The following is a 23170-nucleotide window of genomic DNA, read 5'->3' on the forward strand; positions in this document are numbered from 1 at the left end:
TACGGACAACGTCCGGACCGGTGGGGAAGTGTCCGTGCCGAACCTGTCGATACGCTCAGCGCGTGATCTCCGGCGACGTGGGGGAGCGGGTCCTGGCCAGGGCGACCTGGCGACTGGTCCCGCTGATGGCCGTGTGCTACTTCTTCGCCTACCTGGACCGGACCAACCTGTCCGTGGCGGCGTTGACCATGAACAAGCAGCTCGGGCTGTCGGCGACGGCGTACGGGCTGGGCGCCGGGCTGCTGTTCGTCGGCTACGTGCTGCTGGACGCGCCGAGCAACCTGATCCTGCACCGGGTCGGGGCGCGGGTGTGGATGGCGCGGATCATGGTCGTGTGGGGGATCGTGGCCTCGGCCTGCGCGGCGATCCAGGGCGAGACCAGCTTCTTCGTGCTGCGTTTCCTGCTCGGGGTGGCCGAGGCCGGCTTCTTCCCCGGCATGATCCTCTACCTGGGCTACTGGTTCCCGGCGGCGCGGCGGGCCACGGTGACCGGCCTGTTCATGATCGCCGTGCCGCTGTCCACGGCCATCGGCGCGCCGCTCGGCGGCTTACTGCTGGGACTGGACGGTGTCGGCGGCCTGCCCGGCTGGCGGTGGCTGTTCCTGCTGGAGGGCGTTCCGTCGATCCTGCTCGGCGTGCTGCTGCTGTGGCTGCTGCCCAACCGTCCGGCCGACGCCCGGTGGCTCAGTGCCGAGGAACGGGAGTGGATCACCTCGACCTTGGCCCGCGAGGACGCCGCGGTGCCGGCGATGCCCGTGCGACGGGCCGTCCTGCATCCTCGGGTGATCGCCCTGGGGCTGGTGTACTTCGCCATCGCGTTCGGCCTGTACGGGCTCGGGTTCTGGATGCCGACCATCCTCAAGACGTCACTCGGGCTGGCCAACCTGCCCGTCACCCTGCTGACCGCGCTGCCTTACGCCATCGGGGCGATCGCCATGGTCTGGTGGGGGCGTCGCTGTGACCGGATCGGGCGACCTGTGGCCTACACCCTGGCCCCGATGGCCGTCGGCGGCGTAGTGCTGGCCGTGTCCGCCTTCCTGACCTCCGCCCCGTGGCTCGGCTACGTGGGGCTGTGCGCGTGCGCGATCGGTGTGATGGCCGCCTTCCCGTGCTTCTGGACGCTGCCGTCGGCCTTCCTGTCCGGCGCCGCCGTGGCCGCCGGCATCGGCGTGATCAACTCCATCGGCAACCTGTCCGGCTTCCTCGGGCCGTACTGGGTCGGGTGGATGACCGACCTGTTCGGCTCCAGCCAGTGGGGCCTGGTCACCATCGGCGCCGTCATGGTCGCCGGCGCCGTGCTCGTGTCTCGGCTGCGGGTCGCCCCGTGATCGAGATCGTCGCCTATGACCGGCGTTGGCCTTCCGTGTTCGCCTCCCTGCGGGACGGCCTGGTCGGGCCCCTGGCTGGTCTCGTCGACCGCATCGAGCACGTCGGCAGCACCGCCGTGCCCGGCCTCGCCGCCAGGGACGTCATCGACCTCACCGCCGTCGTCGACACCCTCGGCCACCTGCCCGCCGTGATCGGCCGCCTCGCCCCGCTCGGCTACAGCCACGAGGGCGACCTCGGTGTCACCGGCCGGCACGCCTTCACCACCCCCGCCGGCGCCCCCGCCCACCACCTGTACGTCTGCACCGCCGACAACCTCGACTTCGCCCAGATGCTGGCCTTCCGCGACTACCTTCGCACCCACCCCGACACCGCCCGGGCCTACGCCGAGCTCAAGTACTTCCTCGCCTCTCGCTTCCGTGACGACCGCGCCGGCTACACCGCCGCCAAGTCGGCGTTCATCACCCGCATCGTCGCCACCGCCGCCAAGATCACTGATAGCTGACGAACTCCGGCAGCGGCGTCATCCTGAGCACCTCTTCCGGTCCCAGCATCGGCTTGTCCTGCTGGTAGAACAGCTTGAACCCCATGTGGAACCTGCCCGGCTGCGCGATGGCGTGGTAGATGTCCATCTTCGTCTCCACGCCCCCGAAGCCGTCCAGGTGCTGCACCAGCGCCAGCTCCGGATGCTCCGCCACCCCCGTCAGATCCGGGATCATCGACGCCCGGAACATGTGCAGCAGCACGACTTTCTGCGGCAGGTCGCGGCTTTTCGTCAGCTCCGCCACCCAGTCCAGCACCCCGTTCACCTCCGCCGCCCCCACGTGCCCGATCACCTTGCCCGGCACCTGCCCCGGCTCCATCCGCCACTCCGCGTCCAGCGCCAGTCCCACATCCGGCTGCGCCAGCAGATCCTGGTACGGCTGCACCGCCTGCATGAAGTCCTTCTGTCCCGGTTGGACGTCCAGCAGGAACAGTTGGTGGTGCTTCCTCGCAACGTCCAGGTACTCCTGCACCTTCTCCTTCGCCACCTGGTGGCTGTACGCCCCGTCCGGCCCCGGATACCCGTCCGCCACCGTCGCGATGAACTCCATCGCCGGCTGCACCTTCCGATCCGGCGTCGCGAACCCTTGTGCCGCCTTGTCTATCGCCTCCGCCGCCTCTTCCGGCGTCCCCTGCCCCAGCACCCCCAGCGCCGGCGTGCCTCCCGTCCCGTAGTACGCCACCACCCGGTACTGCGGAAACACCGTCCTCCCGCCCATCGGCAACTCCGGCGGCGGTGGCGGTGTGGTCGTCGTCGGGGCGCTGCTCGTGGCCGGTGGCAACTTCGCCTGCTGCACCGGCGTCTCCGCCTGCGTCCGTCCTCCACACCCCGCCAGCGCCACCACCAGCACCGCTACCGTCGCGCCCGTCCCCAGTCGTCCGTCCATACGGACGAGTACCCGACGGTGGCTCGGCTTAACGGTATAAGCCGAGGAACTGTTTGCCGGTGGTCATGCGCTGGTGTCGCGTTGGAACGAGGCGACGCTGTGCGCGGCCATGATCGACCCTGCTCCGGGACCATATCTGCTCGCGGTGCCGACCGTTGACAGCCGTCTCCCTTCAGTTGAGGCCAGCTTTGCGTAGCAGGAGTTGGAGGAACTGCTCCGCGCCCTTCTCCGGCGCATGCTTCGTCTGGAGCGCCTTCACCGTTTCCCGGAGCCAGCCGGCTGGCAGTCGCCACTTGTCATTGGCGAGCTGATGCAGCACGAGATTGCGAAAGGCGTTCCGTGTGTGATGGTCATCCGGTCCGAACCCGTTCATCGCAATGCGGATGCAGATCCCGTAGGCATTGGTAAGAAGAGTCACCTCGTTGTGGTAGCCAGACGCCAGCCAGAGCTCGATGAGTGCCCGGCCGGCGCTGACCATGCCGTGCCCGCCCGTGTCATGAAACGTCAACAACATGGTGTCGAGCTCGCCGACGAACGGCAGCAGATTGTGCATCGCCGCTTCCTGGAGTCGGCCGCCGGTGAACCCTGTTTCGGCCAGCATGTGCCAAGAACTGTCATGGACGAAGGAATACGGGCCGTTTTCGTGGTTGGGTGAGTAGTTGTAGGTCCACTGTGGATCAAACGTGAGCTCGGGGACCGGCGCCGAATCGTCCAGACGCACCACGGAGCTGAGCCGCACCAGTCGCTGATCGCCGTCCCACTCTCGGTGGACGTCGATGCTGGAGTAGAGAGTGCGCCAGCCCTCGGACGGCAGTTGCGAGTGCCACAGCTGTGCGACCCTGGCCCATTCGGCTGCGTGGTCGTCGGCTTCTGGAAAGAGCTCCCTGCTGGTGACCTCGCCGGCGGCGACGGCGAGCAACACGAACAGGTTCGCCGAGTAGACCGCCACCCGCCCGGGCACAGACGCCCGGACCGGCCGGTATTCGTCCAAGGGCGTGTGATTGCGGGCCTGCATGGCTGCGCGGAACAGGCCCAGCAGCAGGTCTCGAAACGTCTCGTCGTCGCCGATCATGTTGTCGATGAATGCCACCACTGTGCGGCGCATCGTGATGGGAGCGTAGGAGAGCGTGGCGTGCAGGAACTGGTCGTCGACCCGTGAGGTTGGGCTCCACATCGTCGACACCGACGCAGCGGCGAGCAGGTTGCGCAGCTCCTGGACCACCAGCCGCGCCACCAGGAACTCACCGAAAGTGGCGTGCAAGAACTCATAGGTCCTGAGGTGCTTCTGGTCATGCACGGCCTGCGCGACGTAGACGAAGTAGAAGCGCCCGACCAGCAACTCGGCGGCGGTGAGGCGGGTGCTGTCTGCCGCCGACGGTTCCCCGAGCAGAACACGGAGATCGGCGTCGAGCTGGGCTTCGGTGACCCACAGCTGGTTGCGGTTGAACATGGCGAACGCCACGACCGACAGGTACAGCATCTCCCGCGCCACCAACCCGTCCACCTGGGAGTCGGTGAGCGTTTCGGCGGACTTGCGGACCTCGCGGCGGGTGAAGCCGGTGAGCAGACGCTCGTAGAGCTCGGCTTCGTTGAGGGTTTCCTCGTTGTGCAGGCCATTGCCGTCGGAGTCGTACAGGGCGAGCAACAGCAACAGCAGCGGCTGGCAAGCGAGGTCCCGGTAGCGCAGAGCGGTTTCCGGTTTCAGCGGGTGGAGTTCCCGGACTGTCAACGCCGCGGAGTTCGTTTCGTTCCAGGCCGTCAGCCACAGCTCGACCTGCCGGTCGTCGAACGGCTCCAGCAGCAGCGTCACTGCGCCGTTGACCGGGCGGGCCCGGTCGGCGACGGTGAGCCGGCTGGTGACGAGTACCGCCACGGGACGGCCGAGCTCCGACTCGCGCAGCTGGAAGGCGGCTATGCGCTCCAGGTAGTTCGACTGGCTCTGCCCGGTCGCCTGGAGCAACTCGTCGAACCCGTCCAGCAGCACCACGGGCATGGCGTCGCCGGCGGTGGCGACGAGCTCCGGCCACGTTGTGGTGGTCCCGGAGTCAGCACGGATCCGCATCTCGATCTGGGTCTGCAGATCGGCGTCGGCCGGCACCTCACGCAGCGGCACCCGGACCGTGAGGAAGTCGCTGGCGGGCAGCCGGGCGGCGAGCATCTGAGTGAGTAGCGACTTGCCCGCTCCAGGGTGGCCGAGCACCACCAGCGGCGCTTCCGCGGCGGTCGGCGAGGTCAGATGGCCGACGAGGAAGTCCTGAATGTCGGTGCGCAGCGGGCGTTCCTGCCACCAGTCAGGGCGGGTGATCTCCTCGGGCCTCGGCTGGCCCACGCGGAAGTTCGGGTTGACGTAGCACCGCCCGATCGTCGGCGTGGACATGTCACCGAACGCCAGCCCAGGCCTGCGCAGCACGCTGGCATTGCGCCTGGCCAGTGCGAGGCGGATACCCGCCGGCTCACGGCCGATCCGCAGGCGCGTCAACGTGTCGGACATCCCGGCCAGCGCGATGTCCATCCGCCGGATCTCGGCCCGCGTCGCCTGGTGATCGAGCATGTTGGCCCAATACCCGAACTCCGGAAACTCCACGGCGAGACGCCGAAACAGCTCCCCGTACCTCACGATCGCCTGCGCCGGGATCGCTTCCAACTCGGCGGCGACCCTTGAGCGGTTGATCTTCGTGAGTGAGTCCCAATCGGCGAGTCCCATCGCGAACGCGCTGACCTCCCGGGCCATTGCGCGGTAGAGGCCGGCGAGTTGGGCGATGGTCTGGTCATGGGGGACATGGACTTCGGGCAGCGCCGGCGGCAGTTCCAGGAGGGAGGAAAGGCGGTCGCCGGCCGCGAGCGTCACCTGCTCGGCCTTGGTGGGACGGAGCATTTGCGGCAGATCGACGCGACTCGTGCATTCGAAGAACGCGGCTAGAACCACCACCGCGTGCGCGGCTTCCAATCGACGGGTGCGGTCGTAGCGGTTGAGGCCGCGAACCCGCTCACCCACGCCACCGATGAGGTCGGCGCAGAGCTTGGACAGCTCCCCCTTCGCGTCGAACAGGCTGAGCGCCAGTTCGGCACCGCCGGCGGTCGCCAGCAGGAGAGCGCCGCCGAGGAGTTTGTCCAGGGCGGCGACCACCTTGGTTTCGGGGCCGCCGCCCAACAGCACTGCCGCATCACGGTACGAGAGCCCACGCGCCATGCGTGGGTTATCGGATCCCCGGCCCTAACGCTTCAGGGCGGCGATGAGCCGATCGACTGAAGTTCCGAGGTTCCAGCGCTTCTTCAATGCCAGGAGGCGGTCGACGTCGGCGGGGCCGGCCGGGACGGGGTCGGGGCGGTCGAGGACGACGGGGGCGTCGACGGCGACGCGGACGACGGTGGGGGCGGCGGCGAGGTAGGGGGCGGCCTCGTTGAGCTTGGTGCGGATGCGGGCGGTGAGGCGGCGGTCGCGGGGGTCGGAGACGGCGGTCAGGACGCCGGCGAGGGAGCCGAAGTCGGTGATGAGCTTGGCGGCGGTCTTCTCGCCGATGCCGGGGACGCCGGGGAGGCCGTCGGAGGGGTCGCCGCGCAGGACGGCCATCTCGGCGTAGGCGTCACCCGCCGAGTCGACGGGGAGGGAGTACTTGGCGGCGAGCTCGGGGGGACCGATGATCTCGACCTTGTTCCAGCCCCGGCCGACGTACATGACGGTGACGGGGGTGGGGGAGAAGCGGACCAGCTGGAAGAGGTCGCGGTCGCCGGTGACGACCTCGACGGGGGAGGCCTTCTCGGCGTGGGCGAGGGCGCCGATGACGTCGTCGGCCTCGTAGCCGACGGCTTCGGCGGTGGTCAGGCCGGCGGCGTCGAGCAGGTCGAGGATGATCGGCACCTGGGGAGTGAGGGCGTCGGGCACCTCCTCCTCGGAGCCGTCGCCGGCCTCGGCCACCCGGTGCGCCTTGTACGAAGGCAGGGCCTCGACCCGGAACGCGGGCCGCCAGTCGGCGTCGAGACAGGCGACCAGCCGCGAGGGCTTCCGCTCGATGAGGATGCGGGCGACGGTGTCGGCGAAGCCGCGCACGGCGTTGACCGGCTGGCCGTCGGGGGAGGTCATGGAGTCCGGCAGCGCGTAGAACGACCGGAAGTACAGGCTGGCCGAGTCCAGGAGCACCAGCGGGGCAGCGGTCATCGCACAAGTCAACCAGCTACCCCCGACAGGCCACGATCCGAGGGCAATTGCAGAGAAACCTCTGCAAAGGATCCTCTGCGTTCGCTACGGTGGACCCATGACGGAGATCAGGCTCGACGCGAAGACGCTGCGGGCCCTGGCCCACCCGCTGCGGATCAGGCTGCTGGGCCTGCTCAGGGCGGACGGCCCGGCGACGGCGACGGGCCTGGCACAGCGGGTGGGGGAGACGAGCGGCACCACCAGCTGGCACCTGCGCCAACTGGCCGACCACGGCCTGATCGAGCAGGACGAGGAGCGCGGCAACAAGCGGGAACGCTGGTGGAAGGCGGCCTACGAGTCGACCGAGCTGCGCATCGAGGACTTCCGCGACGACGAGGACTCGGCCGGCGCCCTCAACGCCTACCTGTACGAGATCGCCTCCAGCAGCTATCGCCGCATGACGACCTTCCTGGGCCAGGACTGGGAACAGTCGTGGCGGGAGTCGTTCGTCATGTCCGACCAGGAGCTCCCGCTCACCCCGGCCGAGCTCAAGGCCATGCGTGACGAACTGCACGAGGTGATCGACAAGTACCGCCGCCCCGAGCGCCCGGGCGACGAGATCGTGGTGACCCAGCTCCAGGGCTTCCCGAGGAAGACTCAGCGATGAAAATCCCCCTGTTGGCCCTGCTCACGGGCACCACGATCTCGGGCGTCGGCACGGCGATGACGGTCCTCTCCATCCCCTGGTACGTCCTGCACACGACCGGCAGCGCGGCCCAGATGGGCCTGGTCGGGGCGGCCGAGGTCGCCGGCCTCATCGTCTCGTCGGCGCTGGGCGGCCCGCTGGTCGACCGGATCCAGCCCCGCCTGGTGAGCATCGGCTCGGACGCGCTGGCGGCGATCATGGTCGGCCTGGTCCCGCTGCTCGCCGCGGTCAACGCCCTGCCGCTCGAAGCCCTCATAGCGCTGGTCGTCGTGCAGGGCCTGACCAGGTCTCCTGGCGGCACGGCCGTCGACGCGCTGCTCCCCTCGACCGCGAAGTTGGCGAAAACGCCGATTTCCCGGGCGTCGAGCCTGTTGGAGGGCGCGGGCCGCACCGGACGGCTGCTCGGCGGGGCGTCGGCCGGCCTCTTGATCGCGTTCCTCGGCCCGGCCGAGGTCCTGTACGTCGACGCGGCCACCTACTTCGCATCGGCCCTGCTGACCGCGGCGTTCATCCACGTCGACATCGCGCAGGCCAAGCCGCAGCCCTGGTCGCCCAAGGGCCACCTCGCCGAGCTGAAAGATGGCATCCGCTACCTGAAGGCCGAGCGCCTGCTGGCCGCCGTGGTCCTGATGGTCATGGCCACCAACACGCTCGACGGCGCCTACGGCTCAGTCCTGCTGCCCTCGTTCGGCAACGAGGTCCTGCACAGCAGCATCCTGCTCGGCCTGATGGTCGGCACGTCCAGCGCCGGTTCGCTGTGCGGGATCGTCTTCTACGGGACGTTCGGCGAACGACTGCCGACCTGGGTCACCTACTCCGTGGCGTTCCTGCTGACCGGCGCGCCGCGACTGATCACCATGGCGATAGAGCCGTCGCTGACGGTGCTGTTCCTGGTGATAGCGGTGACGTCGTTCGCCTCCGGCCTGATCAACCCGATCCTGTTGAGCCAGCTGTTCACGCGGGTGCCGGAGTCGATGCGCGGCCGGGTGTTCGGCGTGGTGGCGGCCGGCGCCCAGGTGGGGATGCCGCTGGGCGCGCTGGCCGGCGGCGCGGCAGTGCAGTTCGCGGGGTTGACCACGGCGTTGCTGGTCACCGCCGGCCTCTATCTCACGGTGACGCTGTGCCCGTTCGTGTTCCGGGTCTGGCGTCGGCTCGACGAGCCACTGCCCGTGAGCGTGAAAGGCGAGTCGTCAGGCGACCACGTCGGGGGTGCGGTCGCCTGACGACTCGGGCTCAGGGGTGGGCCTGCGGCTCACGATCGTCACCCGGCCGGCGGCCAGCGCGTCGTCCTCACGCCGCGGCATCGGCAGCGGGGCGACGAGCTGCCCGGACTCGGCCAGCTCGCGCAGCAGCCGGTCGGTGGACCGCCGGGTGCGCCGCAGGCTGATCGGCCTGGTCACGGCCCGTGTGGGGGCCGGGTGGAGGATGTGCGCCCAGCAGCCGAGCGCCACCACAACGAGTGCTGACGTCCACAAAACGAACATCATCTACTCCTCGCGGTCACTCTCTGTTTACCGGCCTATCGACTTGCGTCGACTTGAGCCCCCAATCGGGTGACAGGTATGGAGTTAACCGGCACAGCGCGCTAGAAACATCCGCCATCTGGACGCGTGCACCTCCGGTGACCGGAAAGTTATCCAGAAGCACCCCTTCGGGCGGGGGCCGCTTCGAACGCATGATCCGCTTGCCGGCCGACCTCGCTAGGCTCTTGCCTCATGTCCGTCAGCGCAGCCCCGATCGACGTCGAGTCCCTCCGTGACCGCTTCCGCCGGGCCGCCGAGGCCGCCGCGTCGGCCGGTGTCGACGCCCTGCTCGTGTCCCCCGGTTCCGACCTGCGCTATCTGCTCGGCGCCGGCGGCTCCTCGTTCGAACGGCTGACCTGTCTGGTTCTGCCGGCCGCGGGCAGCGCGGCCGAGCCGGCGCTGGTGGTGCCCAAGCTGGAGCAGCCCGGCTACGCCGGCGTGCCGACCGACGCCCTTGGCGTACACGTGGCGACGTGGGTTGACGGCGAAGACCCGTACCGACTAGTGGCCGACCTGCTCAAGGGCACGGCAAAGTCCATGGCCGTGACGGACATGATGCCGGCGCTGCACGCCCTGGGCCTGCGCGACGCGTTGCCGGACGCGAGGCAGGGCCTGGCCGGCCCGGTGCTGCGCGAGCTGCGGATGCGCAAGGACGACGGCGAGATTGAGGCGCTGCGCAAGGCGGGCGCGGCGATCGACCGGGTGCACGCGCGGATGGGCGAGTGGCTGCGCCCCGGCCGCACCGAGGCCGAGGTCGGCGCGGACATCGCGGCGGCGATCGTGGAGGAGGGGCACGAGGTGGCGGAGTTCGTCATCGTCGGCTCCGGCCCCAACGGCGCCAGCCCGCACCACGGCGTCTCCGACCGGGTCATCGAAGCCGGCGACGTGGTCGTGGTCGACATCGGCGGCCCGGTGCCGGAGGGCTACAACTCCGACTCCACGCGCGCCTATTCGGTGGGTGTGCCGGGCTTCGACGACGTCATGGACACCTACGCCGTGCTCAAGAACGCGCAGCAGGCCGCGGTCGACGTCGCCGCTCCGGGCGTGACCGCCGAGGCGGTGGACGCGGCGGCACGCGACGTCATCGCCGACGCCGGCTTCGGGGAGTACTTCGTGCACCGCACCGGCCACGGCATCGGCCTGGACGTGCACGAGGACCCGTACATCGTCAGCGGCAACGACCTCGTGCTGGAGGTCGGCATGGCCTTCAGCGTCGAGCCCGGCATCTACCTGCCCGGCCGCTGGGGCGCCCGGATCGAGGACATCGTCGTCGTCAGCGAGGAGGGCGCGGTGCGCCTCAACACCCGCCCGCACGAGCTGGTGGTGCTGCCCTCGTGACGACACCGCTGGAACCGATCGACCGCGCCATCCTGCGGGAGCTGACCCAGGACGGCCGGTGCAGCTTCACCGACCTCGCCGAGCGCGTGGGGCTGAGCGTGTCCGCCGTGCACCAGCGGGTGCGGCGGCTGGAGCAGCGGGGTGTCCTCAAGGGGTACGCCGCGCGCGTGGACGGCGAGCAGGTGGGCCTGCCGCTGACGGCGTTCATCTCGCTGACGCCGATCGACCCGGCCGCCCCGGACGACTATCCGCACCGGCTGGAGCACCTGGCGGCGGTCGAGGCGTGCTACTCGGTGGCCGGCGACGCCTCCTACGTGCTGAAGGTGCGGGTCGCCGGTCCGACTGCGCTGGAGGAGCTGCTGCGGCAGATCCGGGAGCAGGCCAACGTGTCGACCCGCACCACGGTGGTGCTGTCCACGCCGTACGAGGACCGCCCGCCGGGCGTGTGAGGCGCCTTTCCGCGCCGCTTGTCCGGTTTTTCTGGGCCGATAGGTCGAACGGGCTATTGCCGCCGGGCAATGGGAGCGCTTCCATGAGTTTCGGCAGGTCCTGCCCTGCCGTGAAGCGCTGTCGGCCGCCACGGCGACCGCCGACCCAGTGGAGTCAACGATGACCCTGCCTGTCAGAACCCTGTTCAGACGCTCGATGTCCCTGCTCTCCGTCGGCGCGATGACGGTGCTGCTCACCGCGTTCGCCGGCGCCCAGGCCCAGGGCGACGTGCCCGCCCCGCCGGCCGGCTGGACCACCGTGTTCAGCGACGACTTCAACGGATCCGCGGGCAGTCCCGTGAACGGCGCGAACTGGATGTACAACACCGGCCCCGGCTCGAACTTCGGCACCGGTGAGATCGAGACGATGACCAACTCGACCAACAACGTCCGGCTCGACGGCAACGGCAACCTCCAGCTGATCGCGCTGGGCTCCGGCAACAACTGGACGTCCGGCCGGATCCAGACGCCATCGGCCGTGGCCGGCGCCCCCGCGGGCGGCAAGCTCGAGGTCACGGCGTCCATCCAGCAGCCCAACCCGGGCAGCGGCCTCGGCTACTGGCCGGCGTTCTGGATGCTGGGCCAGGGGCAGTGGCCGGAGAACGGCGAGATCGACATCATGGAGGACGTCAACGCGCGTTCCCAGGTGGCCGGCACCATCCACTGTGGAGTGTCCCCGGGCGGCCCGTGCAACGAGGGCAACGGCATCGGCAGCGGGCTGCGCGCCTGCGGCGGCTGCCAGACCGGCTTCCACACGTACACGATGATCCTGGACCGCACCAACACGTCCAACGAGTCGATCACCTTCTACCTGGACGGGGCCTCGTACTTCACGGTCACCGAGGGCCAGGTCGGCACGGCCACCTGGCAGCAGGCCTACGACCACAACCTGACGATCCTGTTCGACCTGGCCATGGGCGGCGCGTTCCCGAACGGCGTCTGCGGCTGCACCTCGCCGAACGGCGCCACGACTTCCGGCGGCGCCATGACCGTCCAGTACGTCGCCGCGTACACCACCAACGGTGGTGGCGGGAACCCGCCGCCGCCCGGCGGCGGCGCGATCACGGGCTACGCCGGCCTGTGCCTCGACGACAACGCCGCGAGCACCGCCAACGGCTCGCACATTCAGGTCTACACCTGCAACGGCAGCGCGGCCCAGCAGTGGAGCTTCGTGCAGGCCGGCACGACCCTGCACGTGCTGGGGAAGTGCATGGACATCACGGGCGGCGGCACGGCCAACGGCACCAAGGTCCAGCTGTACGACTGCAACAACACCGGCGCGCAGGTGTGGATACCGCAGTCCAACGGCACGCTCTACAACCCGCAGTCCAACAAGTGCCTGGATGATCCCGCGTACTCCACGACGCCGGGCACCCAGGTGCAGATCTGGGACTGCGCCGGCACTGCCAATCAGATCTGGCACCTGTCCTGATCGATGCGGGCGGCCGTCAGACGGCGGTCGCCCGCTCCAGCAGCGCGATGGCGCCCTCCACGGCATCGGTGAACGGCTCGGTGTTCCCGGCCGCCCGTGCCAGCACGTAGCCACCTTGCAGTACGGCCAGGAACGTGTCGGCCAGGCGGGCGTCGAGGTCGCCCTCGGCGAGGATTTCCCTTAGCTGGCCACGAATCCAGTCGAAGTGCTCGGCGATGGGGGAGCGAAGCGCGTCGCTGGCGATGATCTCCAGGTCCTGCGCGAGCACGCCCATCGGGCAGCCGCGCAGGATTTCCCGTTCCCGGCGCAGCCAGGCGGCGATGCGCTCGGTGGGGGAGCCGGGGGAGGAGAGCTCGCGTTCGGCGGCGGCGGTGAGCTCCTCGGCGTTGCGGGTGATCGCGGCCAGCGCGAGGTCCTGCTTGCCGGCGAAGTGGTGGTACATGCTGCCCTGGCCGGCGTCCGCGCGCTGTTGGATGGCCTTCGGGCTGGTGCCGGTGTAGCCACGCTCGCGCAGCAGCTCCCGGGTGCTCTCGACCAGCCGATCGCGGGTGGACATGGCCGAACTGTACCTACTGTTATGTACGTACAGTCGCACTATGACTTCAGTGACGACTGAATACAGGCACAGTGATCCGTGCCGCAGGTCCCGTCGATAGGACCAAAAGCCGCCAGGAGACCACGGGCGGCCGGTAGAACAAGATCCATGGCTGAAGTGGGGTTCCTGAACGAGCAGTCCGCGGTGCGTCGGCTGGAGCTGGGGGACACCCGGCTCACCTTCGTGGTCGACGGCGCGATGGCGTTGGAGGCGCGGGCCTTCTTCCCGGCGGTGCCGGGGGAGTTCTGGGGCGAACACCCCGAGATGGTCGACGCGCGGGGGCGCATCGCAATGTCCGCCGGTGGGCTGCTGGTGGAGCGGGGCGACCGCAAGCTGTTGATCGACGCCGGCCTCGGACCGTTGGCCGGTCCGATCGCGGTGGGGGAGCTGCAGCTCGGGGCGGCCGACTGCGGCGCGATGCCCGACACCCTGGCCGCGTTGGGCGTCGACCCCGGCGACATCGACACCGTGGTCTACACGCATCTGCACGTGGATCACGTGGGCTGGGCGTTCGTCGACGGCCGGAAGTTCTTCCCCAACGCCCGCTACCTGGTGGCGGCGGAGGAGTGGGCGCCGCACGAGCGCGGTATCGAAGTGCCCGGCGTGCTGGAGGAGATGACCGTGGCGCCCATGCGCGGCAACCACGAGCTGATCCGCGAAGGCGACGAGGTGTGGCCGGGGGTGCGGGCCATCGTGATGTCCGGCCACACACCGGGGCACACGTCGTACGTGGTGTCCACCGACGCCGGCCGGATCGTCGCCTTCGGCGACGCCTTCCATGCACCGGCCCAGATCACCCATCCCGAGTGGGGATCGATGCCCGACACCGACACCGCGGGCGTGCTCAAGGCCCGCGCTCGGCTGGTGGGGGAGTTGGAGCAGCCCGACACCCTGGGCTTCGGCACCCACTTCGGCGACCAGGCCTTCGGCCGCCTGGTACGCAACGAGGCCGGGGTTCCGGCATGGGAGCCGGTGGTAGCGGAGTACTTGCTGGCCGCGCCCCGCAGTGTCTAGATAGATAATATCACTATAGCTTCAGTGACGACTAAATACAGTACTCTAACGACCACAAAAGCAACCACCAGCACCGACCAGAACGCGAGAGCGTCGACGAAGGCGATGATCCGGCCAGCGCCCGTGGACACCACGTACAGCGCCTACAGCGAGGCGCCGAGCACGGCGAAGGCCTTGGGGTCGAGGAGCTTGATGCTGCGGTCGGGGCCGCGGGCGACCCAGGCGTGGTCGAGGGCGTGCTGGAGGAGGGCGGCGGGCAGGGAGCCGCTGAGGTGTTCGCGGCGCTCGGTCCAGTCGAGGCATTCGCGGAGCAGGGGGCGGCGGCCGCCGGGGAGCTTGATCTCCAAGGCGTCGAGCACCTGGTGGCCCCGAGGGGTGAGGGCGAGGCCGCTGGCGGTGGAGATCAGGCCGGCGGTCAGCATGCCGGTGCGCAGGGCGACGCCGAGGTGGCCGGCGATGTGGTCGTAGCAGGTGCGGGCGAAGGCCAGCCGCTCCGCACGCCGGGACGAGCGCAGGCTGTGGGGCTGGGGGAGCGGGGCGGCGAGCTCGTTGAGCTGCTCGATCAAGTCGGCCACGCGGGAATCGGTGAGCCGCACGTAGCGGTGGCGGCCCTGCTTGACCGTCTCGACGAAGCCGGCGGCGGCCAGGCGGGTCACCTGCTCGGTGGCCGAGGGTGGCGCGACGCCGGCCACCTTGCCCAGCTCGCCGACGGTCCAGGCGCGGCCGTCGATCAGGGCCATGCACATGGTGGCCCGGGTGGGGTCGGCGAGGACGGCGGCGACTTCGGCCAGTGGGTGCGCGCGCATGCCCCCACGCTAGGCAACTTCTAGTTCGGGGGCCGCCGAAGTGTCACGTGGCGGGCAGGGCCAGTTGGACGTCGCCGTGGCCGTCGGGGACGCAGGCGGCGTGGCGGACGGTGAGCGTCAGGAACTGGCTCATGCACCGGGCGAAGGCGGTGTAGCCGGCGGCGTTGGGGTGGAACGACTGCTGGAGGGCGTGGGTGTAGCGCGTCTTGTCCTGGATGTCGCCCAGGCTGAGGGTGAGGCGGGTGAACCATTCCTGGCCGCCGGTGCAGGCCTCGTGGCCGACGCCGGCGCGGGAGAGGTCGAGGAAGCGGGCGCCGCCCTGGTCGGCGGCGCGGCGGATGCCGTCGTTGAGGATGGGGACGGCGCGGTCCTGGACCCAGTGCAGGTCGTCGGTGCGCAGCGGGCAGCCGCTGACGTTCTGCAGGCTGCGCAGGATGTCGGGGGCGACGGGGGCGGCGTAGGACTGGAGCACCAGTTGGTAGGCGCTGTCGGCGTAGCCGTGTTCGATCATGACGCGGCGGATGTCGCGCAGCGCGGCGACGACCTTGGGCACCATGGCGTTGACGCGGTTCTGCCAGGTGGGGTCGGCCTTCTTGCCGCAGCCGGGTTTGGTGGTGGCGAAGATGGCGTCGACGCAGCTGGTGAGCAGGGGGCCGAACTCGGGGTCGTCGTTGGCGCCGACGGCCACGACGACGGCGTCGATGCGGTAGGTGCTGGCGATCGCGCCGAGCTGGGCGGCCTGGCTGGGCTCGATGGGGTGTTGGCCGTCGAGCCGGATGGCCTGGGAGTTGGCGCCGGAGCAGGCGAAGTTGAAGATCTTGGTGACGTCCGGGAGCTTGATGCGCTGGACCATGGCCTGCGGGGCTCGGTGGCACCAGTCGCCGCCCGGGCCGTCGGTGTCGGGCGTGTAGTTGCCGGCGCCCTCGCCGGACATGGTCGAGTCGCCGAGGGCGACGACGGCGTGCGGGACGTTCTCGGGTGGCCGCGGGGGCGGCACGATGCGGTTGTCGCCGGTGAGCAGGAGGAGGGCGAACACCGGGAAGACGATCAGGATGATCGCGGCCCGGCGGAGGAAGTTCCGCATCGCTGCGAGAGTCTAGGCCACGGGCGCTGCCCCCGGGCCTTCGGGGGCAGCGCCGGGTAATTCGTTTTACTGGGAGATTCGTTCGAGCTGCCACTTGTTTCCGGAGCCGACGCAGATGTAGTGCGTGTAGGTGTCGCCGGGGTGGGTGGCCCGCCATCCCTGGAGGTGTTCCTGGCCGGCTTGGGTGCAGGCGCCGTTGGACGAGAACACGCCGTCGGGCGTGACCGTGACGGCGGCGGCGATTCCGGTGAGGCCGAGGCCGAGCAGGCCGGCGGCGCCGGCGGTGACGGCTGCGCGCGTGATGAGACGCATGGCTACTCCCTGTGGGGGCTGGTGCGCCGGAGGGGCGCGTTTTCGACGCTAGTGGCGTCGGAATTCGTCCCACAAGGTGTGTCGGCCGGTCGGGCAATTAATCGGTGAAACAACGACGACACGAATCGAAAATGGTCGAGGTTGTCTCGTATTCGGGCCCGATTGGGTTTTCGTCGATGGCGGCCCGGCGCGCGCGGTGGCCGGGCCGCCATCGGGGTCACTTCTCCTGCTGGGCCCACCAGCCCTGGCCGGACTCGCCGAGGGTGTAGATCGGGTCGTAGTACGGGTAGGTGCGGGTGAGGGCGTCGGCGTCGTCGTGTTCGATGCCGGTGCGGTAGTTCTTGGTCCAGTAGGAGATGCCGAGTTCGCGGTCGTATTCCGAGAGCTGGTGGACCCAGCGCTTGCCGACGTAGGGGACGTCGCAGACGATGCGCGGCGTGGCGTAACCAGGCAGGTAGCCCATGATGGCGTGCTGGAGTTCCTGTGCTTCCCAGACGGCCAGGCGCCAGTGCTCGGCGTTGGGGATCATGTCGCACGTGATCAGGTCGTTCCGTCGAAGGTAGCCCTGACCTGCGAATACGGGGCATTTTCGGCTCCTAGGTAACTTGTGGGGCCGTCCTGGGGCCGTGAAGGCTGGTGGCGTTCACGACTTGATCCTCGGAGCCGGCGGGTTCTATGCATGGCCGGAACAGGTTGTTGATCGCCTGCCGGGCACGAACATGACTTGATGGCATCAGATGGACGTAGGTCCGAAGCGTGAAGGCTTCAGATGCGTGGCCCAAATATTCAGCTAGTTCCTTGATACTGACACCCTGGGCGAGCATGTGCGAGGCGAACAGGTGGCGGAGCGCGTGAGTGCCGTCTTCCTGCTTGGCGTAGTTCAGGCCTGCTGCGGCGAAGGCTGGTCGCCACACCTCGTCACCGAACATCGACGCGCGCCACGCATCGTTTCTTCCCGTGGTCAAAAGCAGATTGACGGTCTCAGACTCCTTCTTGTCGCGTTCCGCCCATGGCAACGTGACCGCTGTGGGTGGAAACTCGTCGACGTACTGGTCTAGGGATTCGAGTATGCCATCGCCAAGCGGAATTGTCCGCGTCTTGTGCCCCTTGGGGAGCTTGAAGTATAGGACACCTCTTCGGTATACGAGTTGTCGTGTGCAGTTGTACACCATCCTGTTTCGATCGATATTGTCAGGCGAAAAGGCGAGCGCCTCTCCTAGTCGTAGGCCAATTCCTGCGCCGAGTCGAACAAATGGCTTATATCGCCTCGGAAGCGCGTGCCCAATTTTTGTGGCCTTTTCATCAGTCCAGGGTGTTATCCTGCGCCTAATCCTCCTAGGGGGAGAGATTGCTTTGTTGTTGCACGGATTGCTGTCGATCTTTTTTTCCGCGACAGCGGCGTCGAGCATTGCGGAGAATGTATCCCATGCGTCCGCCTGGTAATTGACAGAAATGCCGCTAACTTCGTCCAGCCAGGTCAACCAATCTCTCAAAGAGTTGCCCACGTTGTCTAGCTGTTTATCGCCCCAAAAAGGGTAGATTTGACAATTGAACAGGCTGTTGAGTGTGATTTGACTAGACTCGTCCTTAGAACGCCCTTGGATGTATGTGTGTCCCCAGGATTTTATTGTAATGCGGCCGGCGTGTGGATCGCGATAGCTTCCTGCCAGTAGGTCACTTTCGACCTTGAGTGCGAACGCCTGTGCCCTCTTGAGTTGTTTGTCGGGGAATGACTCGGATTGCTCCTTCTTATTGTTGTCAAGGTAGCGGACGCGGTAGCGCATGCCCTTGCCGTGACGTTCGGTCTTTTCTTGAACCGGCTTGCCGTTCCCGCCTATTATCGGCTTCCCTGTCCGAGGGTCAGTCTTCTTTCGCCACCAACGGTCGTCAATAGTTGCCATAGCTAGGGTCCGTTCTGCAGCGGCCAGGCCGGAAGCACTGATGTCGCCATGTTGCGTTCTCGCGGTAGGTAGCGGCTGCGAGCCACTCTGTGCGGCGGTTGATAGTATGTCGTGGCAGTCGAACCGCACTCGGCTGATCATACGACGTTCGCGTACGCGTCGAAGCGGGCGGGGTTGGTGCTCGGCTCGCGTGGTGTCGAGTGCCTACCCTCTGTTAGGGGGGCTCTGTCGGGCGGCGCGCAACTCCATCCAGTCGCGGACTTCCTTCGGGTTATACCTCACGTGCTTGCCGATCTTGAGCCACCGTGGCCCAGTGCCATCGCTTCGCCACTTGGTAAGCGTCTTTTCTGGAAGCTTGAGGAATGATGCGAGGTCTTCCGGGCTCCACAATGGTTCGGGTGCGTTCTCCTGGCTCACTGTTTACAGTCCAATACCGTGTCGCGAGTTCGACTAGACGGGCGAGCGCAAATGGTTCCGACCGAAATTACTGCCCATGTGAACAGTTGAAAAGTTCGCCCGTGTGTCGAATGGTAGACCTTCGACTTGTATGGGCTTTCGGTGACAGTCCTTTCTGGGGCGGTAGTCAATCGTGCAGTCCAATGAAGATATTGCCCCTGTGTGTTCCAAGTGTCACGGTGTGATTTGGATGGGGAATACCGAAAATGATGAACCGTTTGACGGGTGGGCACGACAAGGGCGGGTGAATCTGTCAATAGCTAGCAGCGAATGTGTGTATTTCGCTTGAAGTCTGCTTCATGTCGAGTCTGTGACACTCTTGTTGGCGATGTAAAGGTGATTACAGTCCGGCGATAGACTCCGTTTTGGGATGCCACTTTGATGCTTACGTAGACTCGGAATCTCTGCTTGGGCGAGCCAGTTCATCGGTCCTCCTGATTTGGATGTCAGTTCGCGGGCACCCTGCATGGCGACTCGGCAGAGTATGCCGATGCGCGTTTCGTGTAGGTTGCGCACGGTGTTCGATACTTGTAGCCCCGACCTGCGTAGACGTCTCCTGCTTGTCTATACTGTCACCCTCTGTAAAACTAGCCAGTTGGCAAGTTTTCACACTTTTGGCGTAGTCGAGCGAATGGTGATCTGGTATCGAGGGTGCCGACTGGTGAGGTCGCTTATTCAACTGTCGCGAGTTCATGGCGGAGATGACAATGTGTGATCACCGGGTGCATAGCGGCGCCAGTCGTGCCGGCCTGGATGGTGAGCTTGGTCGCGGTGACGTGGTGGTCGCCCAGTGCGTCGGCGACGATCGGAGTCCAGCAGGTGCTGTCGGATGGCGGCGCGGCGGCCGACGACGGTCGGGACTCCGAGCTGGTGGATCAGCGTCGCGCATCGGGCATCGCGGTACCCACCGTGCCCGACACAGCCGTACCACGGCTGGTCGCCCGGCCCCGACTCGGCGGAGATGGCCACCGCCCACTACTGGACATGACCGCCCGCGCCACGCAGGCCGCCGCCGCTATCGACGGCGAGTACAAAGCCGCCGGCGTGGACGCGGTCGCCGACGCCGCGATCGCACGCATCACACCGGACAACTTCCTCGATCACCACGCGCTGGTGCGCGACGTGCTCGGCGAGAGGCGGTCCGCCGCGCTGCTCGACATCGGTGCCGTCGATTAATCCGGCATTAGACGACTAGACTTTGGTGTTGAGTCTCTAGGATTGTTGGGAGAATTGTTGATGGCCGGATGTCTTTAAGACTGCCTTTGATCCATGAGTCGGTCGTCAGGCACGCCAGTAGGCTTAGTAACATTTGAGGCCTGTCGCTAAGGGACGAGCAGCACTGGGTCCAGCCCACCATTGGACCTGACGGCCCCGACCGCCCGGTCGACGTGGACCGCTTCGACGCCGCAAACGCGGAGGATGCGGAGGCGCACGCCCGCAACAGCCTTGCCCACCGGACCACGGACTGGCACGACGACTCCAGCGTGTACGGGGCAGCTGTCTACCTCGAATTCGGTCCTCGCTGCGCCACCACTCACCGCGGGCCGGATGAGCTGTACCACCGTGCCGCCTGGGAGCGGGCCGCAATAGCGGCGTTGAACGCCGGCCGCGAGGACTGGCAGAGATGGGCCTCGCAACACCACAAGGAGTTCGCGATCCGTCGGCCCACCGATGAGGAGGTGCGCGCCGCCCTGAGCGCGATGAGGTAGAGGAGATGAGGTTCCGATCGGTCACGTCGGGGTCGTTCCCCGTCCGCCGCGGGACGTCACCGGGCGGGGAACGGCTCAGCACCCCACGGCGACAACGACATCACTAGACCCAACAAGCACGACGCAGGCCCGTCACCTGGCGCAGCAAGGATAGTCCAGCGTGAATTCGCGCGATCCGTTTGTCCAATGCCGCCACGAGTCCAGGCTGACAGCGCCGACGAGGCGATCACCGGGCACCAACGGAATCTGCGCCGGGCAGGAACACGAGTTCGTCCACGACAGTACCGGCGCAGCCCGCATGACGGCGGCGTGCTTGCGGTGTGCGACGGCCACGCCGACTCTCGGGGCATTGACCTAAGCCTCGATCCACCGGTCTAGATTGCTGGTGATCTTGGTTTCGTGGAGTGACCGTGTCAGCGATCTTGCTCGCGGCTGTGGGCAGCCGGAAACCGCTGGTCTGTCCAGCTTTCCACGACTGGGTCTCCGGTCGAGCCTTGAGAAGGCGGGATTCTGATCAGACAGTCCTGGGCGGGGCGTGGGCGGTTGCCGACAGTGCCAGCCAGGCCGGTTCCCAGGGCCAGTGCTGGGGTAGGTGCAGGATCAGCCGGCGTGCCCGGTGCGCCATGCGGGCGGGAACGTTGATCAGCTGACGGCGCAGCGTGGCGATGCGGGCTTTGACGCAGTGTCCGCCAGCCAGGCAGCCGGCGGCGCGGGTCAGGTTGAACGCGATCGCCGCGCAGGTCAGCCAGGCGGCGTTCGCGGCGAAGCACCCCGACGGGAAGTGCGCCAGCGGGCCGTGTTTGAGGTCGTCGTTGACGTGTTCGATGACCGCGTGCTGGCGGTGGGTTGCTTCGGCCTGGACCAACTCGGCGGTGCTGGTGGTGAAAAAGGCGTGGTAGCGCCAGACCGGGAACAGCGCGTCGAGGTGGTTCTGGTCGCGGACCCGTCGCACCACCAGCCGTCCGACCACCCGGTGACGCTTGTCCGCGGCGAAGGCGGTGAACGGGGTCTCGGCGATCTCCGCGTCACTGATCCACGCTTGGGTCTGGGCGTCCCACACCGCCTTCGGGTAGCGGATCGGCATCCACGCCGACTCCTGGACTCCGGCGATCGCGGCGACCACCGAGGGGTACTGGTTGATCGTGACCGACACCGCCACCCCAGCCTGCCGGCAGGCGGTGATCAACTCGCCGACGTAGAAGGCCGAATCGCCGCGAAACAGCATCCGTCCCGGTTGGCCGCCACAGCCACGGGCCACACCGATCAGTTCTCGTGCCATGCTGGCCGCGCCCCGCGCCGAGCCGGCGTTGCCCGCTCGCAGCCGGGTGGCGGCGATCACTGGCGCCGCGGCAGGGGTTGACAGCGTGGCGATCAGCGGGTGATAGCCCCGTAACCGCACGACATAGCCGCCCACCTTCGCGTGTCCGAACGCCGCGCCCTGTTTGGCGTGTCCGAACACCTCGCCCAACGTCGAATCCGCATCGAGAAACATCATCTGTTCGGCGCCGGGCAGCAGCGGAGTCCGTGAGGCCAGGCCGATGGTGGTCTGTCGGGCCACCGACTCCAGTTGCCGGGCGTGTCCCCAGGTGAACGCGCGCAGGAAGGTGCCCACTGTGGACGGTGCGCGTGCTCCGGTGAACAACCGGCCCATCCCGCCGTGCCGGACCACGTCCAGGTCGTCGATGCTGTCGGCGCCGGTGAGCATCCCGGCCACGATCGAGCCGACCTTCGCCGCGGGGTTCGCCCCTGCCGATTCCGGTATCCGCACCCGGTCCTCGACCAGGTCGTGCAGGCCGGCCTGCTCGGCCAGTCGCATCACTGGCACGACACCGGCCGACGCCACCAGATTCGGATCATCGAACACCGCGCCCACACGCGCGGCGCTATGACATAATCGCATCTCGGAGATGCCCTCTCGGTCGGGATGGATCGTTCCTTCAGCAAGACCGATTATCCTCACCCGGAGGGCATTTCCCTGTTCACGCCACACCTCGCGGCCCGAGATCACCAAGATCACCGGTGGATCGAGGCTAAGGACTCGCGAGCAGAAGATGCTCGACTTCATCATCGGCGTGCGGGCCGATGACATCGTGCTGTGCGGGACGATGTACTTCTCCGTCGCCGAGACCCGCGAGGCCAGCCACCCCGCCCTTAGGGACACCAGCGTTGTGCTGTGGGGGTCCAGCTTCCGTCAGGACACCAGGATGTGGGGCGCGCGCATGCTCTGGCACATCACCCAGGACAACTGTCCGTACGTCCCGAAGATCCTGTCCGATGATGACCGCGACCGGCTGGGCTGGCCGCGGGGCGGCGCACTCTGACCAGCCGCACCACCCGCATGCCCACGACTACGCCCGCACCGAACCCAACCTGCCTTGCCACCACACGCTCAAGTCCACATGCGACACCCGCGATTCGCCGCAGCGACAACAGATAGGGAACACTATGCCACCGCAGAACAACGACTACCCATACGTCCGAGCATGGGGCGACCTGATGGGCTCCTACTCCTACTTCATCAACGACCAGGTCATGCGGGCCAGGGCCGACGGAGCACCCGCCAACGCCACCCATCGACGCCACGACGGCACCTGGGCCACCACCGATGACATCCTGCGCTCTGACACCCGCCGCCAGCTCGGCCTGGACCCGCTTCCGCCACGTGAACCCGACGCCCTCGACCTCATGCATCGCGTCATCGACGCCATCGGCCACCGCGGCGACCTCATCGACCTCTACGGGCTCATCCGGGTGCGTGCCGACAATCAGGAGTCGGCCGTCGTCGAGTTCTCCACCGGGTGGTCCGCGCGACTGCAGGTGTCGTTGACGCCCCCGACGACTCCTCGCTGATCCAATGGCCCGGGTGGCACAGGACACGTGGTGCAGGTGGCCTCCACCGTGACCGCCTACGCCGA

At 67.6% G+C, this 23170-nt stretch carries 23 protein-coding genes and 1 pseudogene; 12 read left to right on the forward strand and 12 right to left on the reverse strand.

Features of this window, described 5'->3' with window-relative positions; genetic code table 11:
- Positions 1-62 precede the first annotated feature (62 nt).
- Positions 63-1328 carry an MFS transporter gene (locus tag KUTG_RS51145; protein WP_052396432.1) on the forward strand — a complete coding sequence of 422 codons (1266 nt, stop codon included), beginning with the start codon at positions 63-65 and terminating at the stop codon, positions 1326-1328.
- Positions 1325-1831 (forward strand): GrpB family protein, encoded by a 507-nt coding sequence (locus tag KUTG_RS51150; protein ID WP_043727354.1) that lies wholly within the window; start codon positions 1325-1327, stop codon positions 1829-1831. Before KUTG_RS51145 ends, KUTG_RS51150 begins: the two co-directional genes overlap by 4 nt.
- On the opposite strand, the gene KUTG_RS65795 is transcribed toward KUTG_RS51150, so the two are convergent.
- The 3 genes from KUTG_RS65795 to KUTG_RS51165 form a co-directional block, all read right to left on the reverse strand.
- On the reverse strand, positions 1818-2756 hold the full coding sequence (locus KUTG_RS65795) for a hypothetical protein (RefSeq protein WP_043727356.1): 939 nt from the start codon (positions 2754-2756) through the stop codon (positions 1818-1820). The two genes, KUTG_RS51150 and KUTG_RS65795, sit on opposite strands and share 14 nt — an antisense overlap.
- A gap of 172 nt (positions 2757-2928) precedes the next feature.
- Positions 2929-5946 carry an NACHT domain-containing protein gene (locus tag KUTG_RS51160; RefSeq protein WP_157495387.1) on the reverse strand — a complete coding sequence of 1006 codons (3018 nt, stop codon included), beginning with the start codon at positions 5944-5946 and terminating at the stop codon, positions 2929-2931.
- 24 nt (positions 5947-5970) lie between these two features.
- A complete protein-coding gene (locus KUTG_RS51165) occupies positions 5971-6912 on the reverse strand; it encodes a 5'-3' exonuclease (protein ID WP_043727358.1) in 942 nt (313 codons plus the stop codon).
- A 97-nt stretch (positions 6913-7009) separates the two neighbouring features.
- Between KUTG_RS51165 and KUTG_RS51170 the strand changes: the two genes are divergently transcribed.
- Both KUTG_RS51170 and KUTG_RS51175 read left to right on the forward strand, forming a co-directional pair.
- Positions 7010-7558, forward strand: a complete 549-nt coding sequence (locus tag KUTG_RS51170; protein ID WP_043727359.1) for a winged helix-turn-helix domain-containing protein — start codon at positions 7010-7012, stop codon at positions 7556-7558.
- Positions 7555-8820: an MFS transporter gene (locus KUTG_RS51175; protein WP_052396435.1), complete on the forward strand. Its 1266-nt coding sequence runs from the start codon at positions 7555-7557 to the stop codon at positions 8818-8820. The genes KUTG_RS51170 and KUTG_RS51175 overlap by 4 nt, the downstream gene beginning before the upstream one ends.
- On the opposite strand, the gene KUTG_RS51180 is transcribed toward KUTG_RS51175, so the two are convergent.
- Positions 8788-9084 (reverse strand): hypothetical protein, encoded by a 297-nt coding sequence (locus KUTG_RS51180; protein WP_157495388.1) that lies wholly within the window; start codon positions 9082-9084, stop codon positions 8788-8790. The genes KUTG_RS51175 and KUTG_RS51180 overlap by 33 nt on opposite strands.
- 228 nt (positions 9085-9312) lie before the next feature.
- On the opposite strand from KUTG_RS51180, the gene KUTG_RS51185 reads away from it, so the two are divergent.
- The 3 genes from KUTG_RS51185 to KUTG_RS51195 all read left to right on the forward strand — a co-directional run bounded on the left by KUTG_RS51185 (position 9313) and on the right by KUTG_RS51195 (position 12378).
- Complete coding sequence (locus KUTG_RS51185; RefSeq protein ID WP_043727364.1) at positions 9313-10458, forward strand: M24 family metallopeptidase; 1146 nt, start codon at positions 9313-9315, stop codon at positions 10456-10458.
- Positions 10455-10907, forward strand: a complete 453-nt coding sequence (locus tag KUTG_RS51190; RefSeq protein WP_198047657.1) for an Lrp/AsnC family transcriptional regulator — start codon at positions 10455-10457, stop codon at positions 10905-10907. The genes KUTG_RS51185 and KUTG_RS51190 overlap by 4 nt, the downstream gene beginning before the upstream one ends.
- A gap of 160 nt (positions 10908-11067) precedes the next feature.
- Positions 11068-12378: a ricin-type beta-trefoil lectin domain protein gene (locus tag KUTG_RS51195; protein WP_084580836.1), complete on the forward strand. Its 1311-nt coding sequence runs from the start codon at positions 11068-11070 to the stop codon at positions 12376-12378.
- A 16-nt stretch (positions 12379-12394) separates the two neighbouring features.
- Here the strand turns inward: KUTG_RS51195 and KUTG_RS51200 are convergent, their stop codons facing one another.
- The gene (locus tag KUTG_RS51200; RefSeq protein WP_043727367.1) at positions 12395-12934 is read right to left on the reverse strand and encodes a TetR/AcrR family transcriptional regulator; all 540 of its coding nucleotides are present in this window, start codon (positions 12932-12934) and stop codon (positions 12395-12397) included.
- Between the two features lie 147 nt (positions 12935-13081).
- On the opposite strand from KUTG_RS51200, the gene KUTG_RS51205 reads away from it, so the two are divergent.
- Entirely contained in the window at positions 13082-13987 is a 906-nt protein-coding gene (locus KUTG_RS51205) for an MBL fold metallo-hydrolase (RefSeq protein WP_043727368.1), read from the forward strand.
- Between the two features lie 143 nt (positions 13988-14130).
- Here the strand turns inward: KUTG_RS51205 and KUTG_RS51210 are convergent, their stop codons facing one another.
- The 6 genes and pseudogenes from KUTG_RS51210 to KUTG_RS57680 form a co-directional block, all read right to left on the reverse strand.
- A complete protein-coding gene (locus KUTG_RS51210) occupies positions 14131-14793 on the reverse strand; it encodes an ArsR/SmtB family transcription factor (RefSeq protein WP_043727370.1) in 663 nt (220 codons plus the stop codon).
- A 43-nt stretch (positions 14794-14836) separates the two neighbouring features.
- Positions 14837-15877: a GDSL-type esterase/lipase family protein gene (locus tag KUTG_RS51215; protein WP_043727371.1), complete on the reverse strand. Its 1041-nt coding sequence runs from the start codon at positions 15875-15877 to the stop codon at positions 14837-14839.
- Positions 15878-15943: 66 nt separating this feature from the next.
- Complete coding sequence (locus tag KUTG_RS51220) at positions 15944-16189, reverse strand: hypothetical protein (protein ID WP_043727372.1); 246 nt, start codon at positions 16187-16189, stop codon at positions 15944-15946.
- A gap of 217 nt (positions 16190-16406) precedes the next feature.
- Positions 16407-16727 (reverse strand): annotated as a pseudogene (locus KUTG_RS51225) (lysine 2,3-aminomutase); the annotation flags it as partial.
- A 58-nt stretch (positions 16728-16785) separates the two neighbouring features.
- The gene (locus tag KUTG_RS57675) at positions 16786-18219 is read right to left on the reverse strand and encodes a tyrosine-type recombinase/integrase (protein ID WP_198047658.1); all 1434 of its coding nucleotides are present in this window, start codon (positions 18217-18219) and stop codon (positions 16786-16788) included.
- A 75-nt stretch (positions 18220-18294) separates the two neighbouring features.
- Positions 18295-18507 (reverse strand): helix-turn-helix transcriptional regulator, encoded by a 213-nt coding sequence (locus tag KUTG_RS57680; RefSeq protein ID WP_232241389.1) that lies wholly within the window; start codon positions 18505-18507, stop codon positions 18295-18297.
- Positions 18508-19530: 1023 nt separating this feature from the next.
- On the opposite strand from KUTG_RS57680, the gene KUTG_RS62760 reads away from it, so the two are divergent.
- Together KUTG_RS62760 and KUTG_RS51235 are read left to right on the forward strand one after the other, a co-directional pair.
- Positions 19531-19722 carry a hypothetical protein gene (locus tag KUTG_RS62760; protein WP_198047659.1) on the forward strand — a complete coding sequence of 64 codons (192 nt, stop codon included), beginning with the start codon at positions 19531-19533 and terminating at the stop codon, positions 19720-19722.
- Between the two features lie 212 nt (positions 19723-19934).
- Positions 19935-20255: a hypothetical protein gene (locus KUTG_RS51235; protein ID WP_043727375.1), complete on the forward strand. Its 321-nt coding sequence runs from the start codon at positions 19935-19937 to the stop codon at positions 20253-20255.
- A 514-nt stretch (positions 20256-20769) separates the two neighbouring features.
- Here KUTG_RS51235 and KUTG_RS51240 read toward each other — a convergent pair.
- On the reverse strand, positions 20770-22155 hold the full coding sequence (locus KUTG_RS51240) for an IS1380 family transposase (RefSeq protein ID WP_043727376.1): 1386 nt from the start codon (positions 22153-22155) through the stop codon (positions 20770-20772).
- Positions 22156-22306: 151 nt separating this feature from the next.
- On the opposite strand from KUTG_RS51240, the gene KUTG_RS51245 reads away from it, so the two are divergent.
- On the forward strand, positions 22307-22576 hold the full coding sequence (locus tag KUTG_RS51245; RefSeq protein ID WP_043727377.1) for a hypothetical protein: 270 nt from the start codon (positions 22307-22309) through the stop codon (positions 22574-22576).
- 124 nt (positions 22577-22700) lie between these two features.
- A complete protein-coding gene (locus tag KUTG_RS51250) occupies positions 22701-23105 on the forward strand; it encodes a hypothetical protein (protein WP_157495390.1) in 405 nt (134 codons plus the stop codon).
- Positions 23106-23170: the final 65 nt, after the last annotated feature.

The sequence above is a fragment of the Kutzneria sp. 744 genome (genome assembly GCF_000568255.1).
Lineage (GTDB): Bacteria > Actinomycetota > Actinomycetes > Mycobacteriales > Pseudonocardiaceae > Kutzneria.